Origin of the sequence: Streptococcus oralis (assembly GCF_001579175.1) — a bacterium.
In the GTDB taxonomy this organism is placed as follows: domain Bacteria; phylum Bacillota; class Bacilli; order Lactobacillales; family Streptococcaceae; genus Streptococcus; species Streptococcus oralis_O.
Genome location: NZ_KQ970761.1, coordinates 68,568 through 80,590 on the forward strand (window position 1 = coordinate 68,568; position 12,023 = coordinate 80,590).

The following is a 12,023-nucleotide window of genomic DNA, read 5'->3' on the forward strand; positions in this document are numbered from 1 at the left end:
AAGCCAGTCAGGTTAAGGTCAATGGCAAAGCAGTCAAGGCAACTGTCCTAAAAGATGGCCGCATCCAACTAGCAACACAAAAAGGTGACGTCATTACCTTTGAACATTTCCCTGGTCGTGTAACCAGTCTGACAGCAGTTCGACAAAATGGAGTCACTGCCGAACTCACCTTCAACCAAGTAGAAGGTGCTACCCACTATGTCATCCAAAGACAAGTAAAAGACGAATCTGGTCAAACCTCTGCAACTAGAGAATTTGTAACCAATCAAACCCACTTTATTGACCGATCACTGGATCCTCAACATGCCTACACTTATACCGTCAAGGCTATGCTGGGCGAACTTTCCACACAAGTATCTGAAAAGGTCACTGTCGAAACTCCTAGTGAATTGATGGATGATCGGGATAGTCGTATCCTGTACGGAGCTGCCTTTGGAAACTGGGCAGATTCAGAATTATTTGGAGGAACAGAGAAATTTGCTGACCTTTCAAAAGGAGACTACACAGACGAAGACATCACTGCAACCATTCCTTTCACTGGCGTTGGTATCGAAATCTATGGACTAAAATCGTCTGAACTAGGTCTTGCTACTGCTAAAATTGATGGCAAAGAGGTCGGCGAACTTGACTTCCATACTGCTGGGGCAACTGAAAAAGGTAGCCTCATCGGCCGCTTCACAGGATTGTCAGAAGGACCTCATACATTGACTCTTTCTGTTAAACGCGAGAACAAGGGACGTGGAAATGAACGCTCGAAAATTTCCTTAGACTACTTCAAGGTCCTATCTGGAAAAGGAAGCACAATTGAAAAAATGGATGACCGTGATTCGCGCATCCAGTATGGTTCCCAGTTTAAGGACTGGTCTGACCCGGAACTCTACGGAGGTACGGAAAAATACGCTGATATCAACAACAGCGACTCTAGTGCAGCTTCAGAAGCTCAGGCAACTATTTCCTTTACTGGTACAGGTATTCGTATCTATGGCTTGAAAACTACCGAGTTAGGTAAAGCGCTTGTGACACTGGATGGAAAAGAAATGCCTGCTTTGGATTTCTATACGTCAGGCGCAACTGAAAAAAGAGCCTTTATTGGCGAATTTACAAATCTCACTGACGGTCCGCACACCCTGACATTACGTGTTGACCCAGATTCACCAGAAGGTCGCAAGAAAATTTCTCTGGACTCTTTTGACATCATCAAAGCCCCAGCTGTCGGTTTAGATAGCCCAAGTATCGCTCCTCTTAAGGAAAACGACAAAGAAATTTCCTTAAGCCTACCATCTGGAGACTGGGAAGCCATCGCTGTAACCTTCCCAGGTGTCAAAGATCCTCTAGTATTGCGCAAAGTGGACCAAACGCATCTGGTTACAAGTGGGGATCAGACCGTGCTATCAATCCAAGACAATCAAGTTCAAATCCCAATCCCTGAAGCTACTGATCGACAAACTGGAAAAGCGATCGAAGCTTATGCCATTCAAGGAACTACCACAAGTAGTCCTGTCGTAGCTGTCTTTACTAAAAAAGATGAGAAGAAGGTTGACGAGAAGAAGCCAACTACAAGCAAGGGGGACGAACCAGCTCCTACTGTTGATATTCCGGAATATACTGATCCTATCGGAACTGCAGGGCAAGAGGAACCGCCTACAGTTGAAAAGCCTGAATATACTGATCCTATCGGAACTCCGGGAGAACAAGAAGCTCCAACAGTAGAAATTCCTGAATACACCAACCCTATCGGGACTGCAGGGCAAGAGGAACCGCCTACAGTGACAATTCCTGAATACACCGAGCCTATCGGAACGGCAGGGCAAGAGGAAGCTCCTACTGTTGAAAAAACTGAGTACACCGAGCCTATCGGAACGGCAGGGCAAGAGGAAGCTCCTACTGTTGAAAAAACTGAGTACACTGACCCTATCGGAACTAGCGGAGAACAGGCTGCTCCAACCCTTAGCCTTCCTGACTATCCAGTTCGAGTCTTAAAAGATAAAGAAACTGGAGTGGAAATTATTGGTGGAGTCAGTGACCTAGAAGGAATTTCTCATATCTCTAGCCGACGTGTCCTAGCTCAGGAACTCTTTGGCAAGACCTATGATGCTTACGACCTACAACTTAAAAATCCAACAGATCATAGCTTGCAGCCAAAAGGCTCTGTCTTGGTTCGCTTGCCTATTTCAGCTAGCGTAGAAAAGGTCTATTATATTACTCCGACCAAGGAGTTGCAAGCCCTTGATTTCGATGTTCGAGAAGGAAAGGCAGAATTCATCACTAGTCATTTCAGTACCTATGCTGTCGTCTATCAAGCTGCTGGAACAACCCCTAGTACAGATGAAAAGCCAAGTGCTTCAGATGCAGAAACCTTGGCACACGAGGCTGAACAACTTTCAGCTAGTCCGAGTCTTGCTAAAGCTGGAAATCATTCTCCTAAAGAACAACTTCCAGCAACAGGGGAAGCATCTAACCCCCTCCTCTTCTTAACAGGCCTCAGCCTAGCCCTTACAGCCACTTTTATGTTAAAAGGGAGAAAGGATGACTCCAACTAACCTTTAAGCACACAAAAACAGGATGAAAATCACCTTCATCCTGTTTTATTTTTTAATCAAAAGTTAGTTTTACAGTAGGTATAAAAAGGCTAAGGTCAAGAGACTTGCTAGAAGCCCAACTCCCCAAAAGAAGAAGTCAACCTTCCACTCGCTCCAAGGATTGCCCTTGCCTGAGAATCCTCCAAGCTCAAAATGGTGATGCACAGGTGTCATACGGAAAATACGCTTTCCACCACTAAGTTTGAAGTAGGTAACCTGCATCATAACAGAGCTTGTCTCAAAGACATAGATAATCCCAATCAGCAAAAGGGTCCATTCTTGGTGGAGGGCCATAGAGATTGCTGCCAACATCCCACCTAGAGCCAAACTTCCCACATCTCCCATGAAAACCTTAGCAGGCTTGTGGTTAAAGACGAAGAAACCTAGCAAACCACCAATCATGGCAAGAATCACAAGAAGGATATCCAGTTGATTTTGCATATAAGCAATCACACCGTAGGCCGATAAGCTAATCACCACTGAAATACTTGCTAAGCCGTCGATCCCGTCCGTCAAATTCACCGCATTTGAAAAGCCAACTAGCCAGAAAAGGGCAAAGAAAATATAGAAAATACCCAGATGTACTTGGTAGCCAAAGACTGAAAGCATATCGCCACCACGTTCATAAAAGAGGTAGAAAATCACTCCTCCAAGCAACTGGAGAGCAAGTTTTTGCTTGGGATTTAAGCCTTCGTTAATCTTACGAAAGACCTTGAGGAAATCATCCAAAAAGCCTACCAAACCATACAAAACCAAGATAAACAAAATCATGCCTACATTGTTGGTCAATTGTTGAGTAAAGAGAGCGACAAGGAAGCTCACAACAACTGCAACAATAAGGAAGACAAGTCCTCCCATGGTTGGAGTCCCAGCTTTAGCTTGGTGTTGTTTGACATCCTCGTGCATCTGCTGACCTGTAATCTGTGCTTTTCGATAAAATCGGATAAAGGCTGGAATACCTATCAAGGTCAATAGAAAGGCTAGAACTCCAGCACTAATGGAACTAATCATCTTAATCTCCTAAAGTTATTTTCATTTTTTTAAGGTCTTTGAGGGCAGTATTGGCTCGGACACTTTGTTTCTTGACCGTTTTACCGCTACCTTCCCATTCGACTTCTATATTCAGCCATTTGGCCAATGTTTGCACATTTTCATCTGTCCAGCCATACATATCAGGCATTTCTTCGACCTTATCAGACAAAATCAAGATCTGCTGATTGGCTTCCAAATTATCTCCTTCAGAAACAGAGAGATCCTTAATCTTGGTTCCTGTTCCGATAACGATTGGTTGGACCAGGTTTCGGCGCAATTCTTCTGCGAGGTCACCTGGGGTAAAGTCCTTGGTAGCAGGCATAGCATAGCTTGTCGTCTTGCTGACCTGATCCAAGTTCTTGGCAGTTGACTGAAGATTGAGGGATTCTTTCATGGCAGAAGCTCTCTCAAGGATTGGGTTGGCAAACTCTCCCAGCTGAACGCCTGAATAATGCTCTGGCTGTTGCACCGTCACATAGAGGATAAAGTCAGGATTTTCTGCAGGATGCATCGACACAACAGAGAAGATATAGTTGGTTTCACCTGTCAGGTAACCCCCATTCTTCTCATCGGCAATCTGAGCAGTCCCTGATTTGAGGGCGACATTCTGACCTGGAACATTGACATTAGGCTTTCCTGTGCTATGGTTGTACATGGTACCATAGACAGGATCTGTTCCGACCATGACCATGTGATCCCGAGTAGAGGATGCTGCCGCTTTTGATACAGGATTTCCGACGATTTCCTTTTGAGACTTACGGACAGACTGGTCATTTGGATCATAGAGGGCGCTGATAAATTTCGGCTCCAACATAACTCCATCATTGGCAATAGCTGTAAAAGCACGAAGCATCTGGGTCTGGGTGACAGAGATCCCTTGTCCAAATGAACTCATGGCGATATTAACAATGTTATCAGCAGGTAATTGACCTGTGTACTCATCTGTCAGACCAAAACGAGTCGGCACCCCAAATTTGAAACGGTTGAGGTAGTCCAGCCAGGTTGCATCTCCCATCTTTTGCTCAAGCAAGGTCATTCCAATGTTACTTGAGTGGGCAAATCCTTGAGAGAAAGTCATGGTGCCACCACTCGTCAATCCTTCATTGACGTCCCAGTCTCGAATGGTCGCATCAGCTATTTTCAATTCACTACTGTTAAAGTATTCGCCACCAGGGAAGGTATTGTTATCAATAGCTGAAGCCAACATCATCACCTTCATGGTGGACCCTGGCTCGTAGTTACTTTGATAAAGAATATCTCGCCAGACAAAGTCTTTCGTAATGCCATCCTTGGTATCGGCATTGAAGGTCGGACGTTGGGTCGTAGCCAGGATTTCCCCTGTTTTAGCGCTGACCAAGGTAGCCGTCATATACTTGCCTTTTACCTTTTCCTGGAAGGCATCCATCTGGGTTTCCATAAAGGATTGCAAAGGACTAGAAAGGGTTGTGTAAACATCCTTTCCGTCTACCATGTGTTGGGAAGCCTGCTCCGTACCCGGAACAATATTTCCCAGACGATCCTTCTCATAGGTGATAATCCCATCTGTACCTGCAAGAATGCTATTTAAAGAACTCTCTAAACCAGATGTCCCAATCAAACGTTTGGTCCCATCTTCATTTTCATGGAGTTGCGCTAAACCGATAAAGGAAGAAGCAAACTGTCCATTGGGATAACTACGGTTAGGGCTAGTTGTAAAGTCCACTCCCTCAACCCCAGCTGTTTTAAGGTCATTTTTAATGGCCATCATATTGGCATAGGTGATCCCATTTCCCTTGGCTCCAAAAGATACCTGTTTCAGATCTGGTTGAGAAAGTTGTTCTTTGACATAAGACTCCTCCATATCTAGGTATTTATGGAAGATTTCAGCTACCTTATTAAATTGAGAATCCTCTACATAGAGTATTTTACCAGTTGCTGACTTGTAGTTCTTGTCAATAACGGCATAGATATTATAAGAAGTCGCATCCTCTGCAATAGGTGTCCCATTTCGATCATAAATGGTTCCCCGTTTGGCTGGGATGGTCTTGGTTGTTTGGTGAACCTTTTTGGCCTCTTGAACCAAATCCTTACCAAATTTACTACCCGTTCCGATAATAACCGCAAAGTTGACCAAAAAGACAGCGAAGAGTATGACTGCCAATAAACTCAGGCTTTTTCCTACTCTTCGGCGGTTTTCTTCTGGAGATTTGCGATTACGAACGGCATAACGGATAATTTTTTCTTTCCACTGTTTCATATCTTACTCCGCCGCTCGGATATTTTCGTTATTCAGCTGCAAATCCTTGGAGTTTGCAATCTCTTTCAAACGTTCTGAACGAATCAATTCATTGACCTCTTGCTTGGCATCGTCGAGCTCTGTTTTCTTTTCCTCGATTTGAGCATTGACCTTAGTTAATTCATTCTGAACTTGTAATAGCTTGGTTTGCATAAACACAACGCTAATTGCCAGGATAATCATTGTTGCAGCAATCGAAACATAGAAGGCCTTTTCCACACGTGAAAAACCTTTAAACTTCGTTTGCAATAACTGGCTTGTTTTTTCGATTCTTTCTGCCATGTTTTTCCTCTTACTTGTGAATTTTTCTAGCCACGCGCAACTTGGCTGAATGCGAACGATTGTTGGCTTCTAGCTCTTCGGCACTTGGCAAGATTGGCTTACGGGATACCAATTCCATCTTAGGCTTAAGATCGTCTGGAATGAAGGGCAAGCCTTTCGGAACTTCCACTGTTGAAGCCTCCTTAAACAACTGCTTGGTCAAGCGGTCTTCTAGCGAATGGAAGGTAATGACCGAGATTCTACCATCCAGAGCCAGCATGTCTATAGCCTGCTGGATAGATTCATCTGCAGCGCCCAGCTCATCATTGACTTCGATTCGGATAGCCTGAAAAATCTGCTTGGCAGGGTGCCCCTTTTTCTTGAGCTCCTTGGCAGGCTTGGCCGACTTGATAATCTCTGCCAACTCCGTCGTTGTCTCAATGGGTTTCATCTCACGCGCTTGCTCAATCTTGCGGGCAATCTGTTTAGAAAACTTATCCTCGCCATACTTGAAAAAGATCCGAACCAAGTCATGATAGTCATAATGATTGACCACCTCATAGGCCGTCAGACTAGCTTCCTGATTCATCCGCATATCCAGTGGCGCATCCTTTTTATAAGAAAAGCCACGCTCACGCTGATCCAGCTGAGGACTGGACACTCCCAAGTCATAACAAATTCCATCAATTTCCTGGACACCAGCTTCCTGCAAACGTGCCTGCAAATGACGGAAGTTGTCCTTGATAAAGGTTACCATCCCCTTTTTGATATAGGGTGCCAACCGTTTTTGCGCATTGTCAATGGCATTCTGGTCCTGGTCAAAGGCATAGAGATGCCCTTTTTCGCTCAATTTACTTAATAAATATTCGCTATGGCCTGCTCCTCCCAAAGTCGCATCAACGTAGATACCGTCAGGTTTTACGTCAAGCATATCAATCGTTTCATGAAGCAAGACCGTTACATGATGAAATTCTTTTGTCATATCCTATCTATTTTACCACAAATCTGACCAGCTTGCACTTGTCAGACAAGGCTAAGTTTCTTCGAAAATAATTCTCAAAAATATGTCATATATACTTGACATCTCATCCCCAAAAGAATATAATATAGTCAAATATATACGACATGTCAGAAAGGAGACCTTATGAATCGTGTCAAAGAATTCCGCAAGGAACTGGGCATTTCCCAGCTCGAGCTCGCCAAAGATATCGGTGTCTCGAGACAGACCATCAACATGATTGAAAACGACAAGTACAATCCAACTCTGGAACTCTGTCTCAACCTCGCCCGCAGCCTCCAAACTGACCTCAATAGCCTCTTTTGGGAAGACGATTTTTAAAAAAGGAGCAAACAAATGAAAAAAGAAACTCTCACTGACAAACTCATCAAACGCATATACGGTATTTCTGGTCCCCTTGACGAACACAAACGGCGCGAAGCCGATCGTATCGGGAATCAGGTTTTTATTGTCCTCTTTTATCTGATGACATTTGGCAATCTCATTCCCTTTGTCCTTGCTTATAAATACCCGCAAATTGTCGCTATTGGTTATCCTCTCGTGGTGTTTGGCATTTCGATGATGGCTGCCCTCTATGTGGTCTCCCAAACCAAGAAAACGGGCATCACAGCTATTGATACCGAAATGTTAAGCCAAAAAGAGAGTAAACAGCTACATTTTCCTGGTCTAAGAGTCGGTCTGATCTATGGCATAGCGATATTTTTTATAATGCCATTCATCGATACCCTAACAAGCGAAAATCCAGATTTCATCAGTTCTCTTCTGAATACAAAACATATTTTAAAAACTATACTGGGAGCTTTCTTTTTCGGACTGATGATGCAAATTATCGTCACTCTTCGCATTCAAAAAGCCAAAAAAGATCAAGAAGACGACTAGGAGGTGCCTTATGAAATTACTAGCAAGACTACTGATCAGTCATGTTTTTATCAGTATCTTTGTTACCTTTTTCCTACTTTCTGGACATATTGAGCATCCTTTCTTGATTATCTTTCTTTTATTCCTTCCTGTATTGAACAAGGGACAGAGATTCCAGAAAATCCAATCAAAAAAAATACGTCTTCTAAACGCATCTCTCTGTTTTATCCTCGTATCCTTTCCACAACTTTTAACAAATCCTATGGATTGGAGATACCTGGTATTTCTAATAATCTGTATCATTTTTAGTTTGGTTTACTTCTATACTCTCTATCAACTCTTTAAAGAAGTCAATCAAAAATCGCTCATTTAGGAGGTTACTCCCATGAAAAAAGAAGATTTCACCACTCGCTTACTCAAACTGTTCTTTCACATACAAGGCCCCTTTGATGAATGCCGTCAAGAGATGATTTACAAGGCTTGTGCCCGTACCTTGATCCAAATCGTTTACTCCTCTCTCCTACTCTTCTTGTTCTATCTCCTATTTGGACGCTTCATAGAGTTGGTTCGAGATGCCACGCCCTACCTCTATTTTGGACTTATCTTCGTCCTCTCATCTAGGGCGAGACTAGCAGTTCGCGACTTACATTTAGACAAGGATGACCAGTCCGAAATCCATCACAAAAGCTACAGCAAAAGCCAAATTAAAGTTCGTAGTTGGGGTGTATTCATCAGTATTCCAATTGGCTTGTTTATCTTATCAGCCTTTCACAAACTCTTTGTTCAGCATCTTCCCCTTGATACCTTTTGGGACAATCTCTCCCAGTTCGATAAAACGCTCCCTTTACTAGTCTTGGGATTGGGAATTGGTGCCATCTTTGGAACCATGACCTATGCCTTTTTATCGGAACACGTTAAAAAATAGACCAAGATTCACTAATTTCTCATTTTATAGGCAAAGAATCCCACCTAGCTCATTCTAGGTGGGATTTCCTCTTCAATTCATAGGATAATTTCCAAAATATCTACTGACCTTCGTCACCAATTCTCCCACTGGGTTTCAATCTTGACATCGCCATAGTTGCTTGGCGAATACTTGCTGTCATAAATCGAACACCAGTCTTTTAAGACTTTTTGATTGACGATTTCGTCGTAATAAGAATCCAAGTCCTTGGCAGTGATACCATACTGCTCTAGGTAGGATTTCACCTGAGCTTCGTCTTCGATATAACTATCCTCATTTCCTGATATTACAATCTGAATTGACTTTGTGATCATTTTAGTTTTTTGGCTATACTTACTAATCATCCATAACTTCACATCCCCAGATATTTTCTTCTCAAATGAAACAAACAGCTCGTTAGAATAATTTTTAAAATTAAAATCAATAGATATATTATTAAAGTTTTGAGGGTTGCTTTTACTAGTATACAATCCAAATGGATTTTGAGAGATATTAGGGTCATCAGTTGGCCAAACTGGTTTAATGTCAAAGCCATCTATATTTCTTAAAATATTATTTGATCGATAGGTTTTCTCCGTCTCCTGATAAATCTCATCAAAAATATTTTTAGGTTGTTGGGTAAAAAAGTAGAAACAGGATAATACAATTAGTACAAATAAGGCTACTAGACCGAGTATTTTTTTCATACTGTCACCAATTCTCCCACTGGGTTTCGACTTTCACTTCGCCATAATTACTTGGCGAGTACTTACTGTCATAAATGGAGCACCAGTCCTTCAAGACTTTCTGGTTGACGATTTCGTTGTAGTAAGAATCCAAGTCCTTAGCAGTGATACCGTACTTTTCTAGATAGGATCTCACCTGAGCCTCGTCTTCGATATAGCTATCCTCATTTCCTGATAATACTATCTGAATTGACTTTGTGATTGTTTTAGTGTTTGGATTATATTTGCTGATCATCCATATCTTCGTTCCATCAGCTATTTTTCTCTCAACTGAAACAAACATTTTACTATACGCTTTCTCAAAATTAAATCCAACTCTCAGTTCAAGATAGCCTTCTGGAAGAGTCTTATACTTCCCTAAAGGGCTATATTTAAAATACTCTCCATCACTTGGCCAACCTGGACTAATTTCAAAGCCATCTATTTTTCTTAAAATATTATTTGTCCGATAAGTCTTCTCAGTTTCTTGGTAGATTTCGTCAAAAATGTTTTTAGGTTGATGAATAAAAAAGTAGAAACAGGATAATACGATTAGTACAAATAAGGCTACTAGACCGAGTATTTTTTTCATACTATCACCAATTCTCCCACTGAGTTTCAACCTTGACATCGCCATAGTTGCTTGGCGAGTACTTGCTGTCATAAATCGAGCACCAATCTTTCAAGACTATCTGGTTGACGATTTCGTCGTAGTAAGAAGCCAAGTCCTTAGAAGTGATACCGTACTTTTCTAAGTAAGATTTCACTTGCGCCTCGTCTTCAATATATGTTTTCGAACTATTTTCATAAATCATAATTTTTTTAACTAGTACTTTTTTCTTAAATCCGTAATGAATGACAAAGTTAATTTTTTCTCCTGAATTAGCATATTTTTCAAACCAAATATTCATACCTTTACTACTACCATCAAAATTAAATCGTAGTTCTAAGTTCTTCGCATCGCTTCCAAGAGAGGAATCATCGTATGTTATTATTGATTCATACTTATCCGTTTCATTCATATTCGAATCATAAAGCTTTCGATTTTTTACTGTCACATTTTTTAATTCATTGAAATTATAATAGCCCAAATAATTTTTTGCCGTCCCTTGGTAAATTTCATCAAAAATGTTTTTAGGTTGACGCACAAAAAAGTAAAAACAGGATGATATGATAATCACGAATAAGGCTACTAAACCGAGTGTTTTCTTCATTAACTTTTCCTCCTAGTCTGCCACAGCCTCTAAACGATTTAAAAATGTGGATACTTCTGGGTATTTTTCCTCAATATACTCTTTAATAGATGCCTCACCCTTTCTCAGTATATCCGCAGGCGCTACCCCTGCATAAATCGTACCTTTGACCTGTTTCCAATCTTTATTTTTTAAGAATTCCCTTTCTCTCTGAGAGGAGTCTTTTTGAAGGTCAGCATAATAAGAAGAGATGGCTTGATCATAGGATTGTCCCTTCTGCATACGGCCGATAAGGTTGACCGAGTCTAGGTCTGCCTTGTAGTCATCCTCGCCAATACTTGGCTTCATATCATTAGCGTTAAAGGTTGTGTCTCCCTCCCAGCCTGAAAGGTCCTTGACATGCTCTCTACCACCATAAAGATCTGATAACTGTACTTGATTAGGATTAAGGTGAGTCGCCATAGTAATGGATTGATGGGCGAAGTCTGCATGGCCTATCACCAATTCTCCCACTGGGTTTCAACCTTGACATCGCCATAATCGCTTGGCGAATACTTACTGTCATAAATCGAGCACCAGTCCTTCAAGACTTTCTGGTTGACAATTTCGTCGTAGTAAGAATCCAAGTCCTTGGCAGTGATACCATACTGCTCTAGGTAGGATTTTACATGGGCCTCGTCTTCGATATATGTTTCCGTATCTGCTTTCTTCAAACCTATTTTGACAAATTTTTTCAAAACGCGATCCTTACGAGTATATTTATTCCATAAGCGAACTCTAACGTTTGGCCCGATTCGTTTTTCAAATGAGATTGAACTTAATTGTGTTTTTGTATCAAAATTAAAACTAATTTCGATTTCAAAATACTCTTCTGGGGTATGCTCTTTATTATATATTCCAAATGGATAATATTTAGAATACTCTCCATCACTTGGCCAACCTGGACTAATTTCAAAGCCTTCTATGTTTCTTAAAATATTATTTGTATGATATGTCTTCTCTGTCTCCTGGTAGATTTCATCAAAAATGTTGTTAGGTTGTTTAGTAAAAAAGTAGAAACAAAATAATACAACTAGTAAGACTAACGCTACTAAACCGAGGATTTTCTTCATGTTGTCACCAATTCTCCCACTGGGTTT

Annotated in this window: 14 protein-coding genes; 5 read left to right on the forward strand and 9 right to left on the reverse strand. The window is 41.5% G+C overall.

The features are described from left to right. Positions 1 to 2,540 (forward strand): SIALI-17 repeat-containing surface protein (locus SORDD24_RS08755; protein ID WP_155720153.1); only part of this gene is annotated, 2,540 nt, incomplete at its 5' end. 69 nt (positions 2,541 to 2,609) lie between these two features. On the opposite strand, the gene mraY is transcribed toward SORDD24_RS08755, so the two are convergent. Genes mraY through rsmH form a run of 4 tightly spaced genes read right to left on the reverse strand, consistent with a single transcriptional unit; the run spans position 2,610 to position 7,129 of the window. Next, a complete protein-coding gene (gene mraY, locus SORDD24_RS08760) occupies positions 2,610 to 3,590 on the reverse strand; it encodes a phospho-N-acetylmuramoyl-pentapeptide-transferase (protein WP_000625795.1) in 981 nt (326 codons plus the stop codon). Position 3,591: 1 nt separating this feature from the next. Then, on the reverse strand, positions 3,592 to 5,847 hold the full coding sequence (gene pbp2X, locus SORDD24_RS08765; RefSeq protein WP_061409657.1) for a penicillin-binding protein PBP2X: 2,256 nt from the start codon (positions 5,845 to 5,847) through the stop codon (positions 3,592 to 3,594). A gap of 3 nt (positions 5,848 to 5,850) precedes the next feature. Beyond that, the gene (gene ftsL, locus SORDD24_RS08770) at positions 5,851 to 6,168 is read right to left on the reverse strand and encodes a cell division protein FtsL (RefSeq protein ID WP_000840795.1); all 318 of its coding nucleotides are present in this window, start codon (positions 6,166 to 6,168) and stop codon (positions 5,851 to 5,853) included. 10 nt (positions 6,169 to 6,178) lie between these two features. Then, complete coding sequence (gene rsmH, locus SORDD24_RS08775; RefSeq protein WP_061409659.1) at positions 6,179 to 7,129, reverse strand: 16S rRNA (cytosine(1402)-N(4))-methyltransferase RsmH; 951 nt, start codon at positions 7,127 to 7,129, stop codon at positions 6,179 to 6,181. Between the two features lie 162 nt (positions 7,130 to 7,291). On the opposite strand from rsmH, the gene SORDD24_RS08780 reads away from it, so the two are divergent. From SORDD24_RS08780 to SORDD24_RS08795, 4 genes are read left to right on the forward strand one after another with little or no spacing between them, the layout of a single operon-like run. Then, positions 7,292 to 7,486, forward strand: a complete 195-nt coding sequence (locus SORDD24_RS08780) for a helix-turn-helix transcriptional regulator (protein ID WP_001082470.1) — start codon at positions 7,292 to 7,294, stop codon at positions 7,484 to 7,486. 15 nt (positions 7,487 to 7,501) lie between these two features. Further along, positions 7,502 to 8,044 (forward strand): DUF3278 domain-containing protein, encoded by a 543-nt coding sequence (locus tag SORDD24_RS10990; RefSeq protein ID WP_081103573.1) that lies wholly within the window; start codon positions 7,502 to 7,504, stop codon positions 8,042 to 8,044. Positions 8,045 to 8,054: 10 nt separating this feature from the next. Further along, positions 8,055 to 8,396 (forward strand): hypothetical protein, encoded by a 342-nt coding sequence (locus SORDD24_RS11815; protein ID WP_061409661.1) that lies wholly within the window; start codon positions 8,055 to 8,057, stop codon positions 8,394 to 8,396. Between the two features lie 12 nt (positions 8,397 to 8,408). Then, positions 8,409 to 8,948 (forward strand): DUF3278 domain-containing protein, encoded by a 540-nt coding sequence (locus SORDD24_RS08795; protein ID WP_061409663.1) that lies wholly within the window; start codon positions 8,409 to 8,411, stop codon positions 8,946 to 8,948. A gap of 113 nt (positions 8,949 to 9,061) precedes the next feature. On the opposite strand, the gene SORDD24_RS08800 is transcribed toward SORDD24_RS08795, so the two are convergent. From SORDD24_RS08800 to SORDD24_RS08820, 5 genes are read right to left on the reverse strand one after another with little or no spacing between them, the layout of a single operon-like run. After that, positions 9,062 to 9,673 (reverse strand): TipC family immunity protein, encoded by a 612-nt coding sequence (locus SORDD24_RS08800; RefSeq protein ID WP_061409665.1) that lies wholly within the window; start codon positions 9,671 to 9,673, stop codon positions 9,062 to 9,064. A gap of 4 nt (positions 9,674 to 9,677) precedes the next feature. After that, positions 9,678 to 10,283, reverse strand: a complete 606-nt coding sequence (locus tag SORDD24_RS08805; RefSeq protein WP_061409667.1) for a TipC family immunity protein — start codon at positions 10,281 to 10,283, stop codon at positions 9,678 to 9,680. A gap of 4 nt (positions 10,284 to 10,287) precedes the next feature. Beyond that, the gene (locus SORDD24_RS08810) at positions 10,288 to 10,905 is read right to left on the reverse strand and encodes a TipC family immunity protein (protein WP_061409668.1); all 618 of its coding nucleotides are present in this window, start codon (positions 10,903 to 10,905) and stop codon (positions 10,288 to 10,290) included. Between the two features lie 12 nt (positions 10,906 to 10,917). Beyond that, a complete protein-coding gene (locus SORDD24_RS08815; protein ID WP_231082732.1) occupies positions 10,918 to 11,397 on the reverse strand; it encodes a hypothetical protein in 480 nt (159 codons plus the stop codon). Then, positions 11,382 to 11,996 carry a TipC family immunity protein gene (locus SORDD24_RS08820; RefSeq protein WP_061409830.1) on the reverse strand — a complete coding sequence of 205 codons (615 nt, stop codon included), beginning with the start codon at positions 11,994 to 11,996 and terminating at the stop codon, positions 11,382 to 11,384. The genes SORDD24_RS08815 and SORDD24_RS08820 overlap by 16 nt, the downstream gene beginning before the upstream one ends. Positions 11,997 to 12,023: the final 27 nt, after the last annotated feature.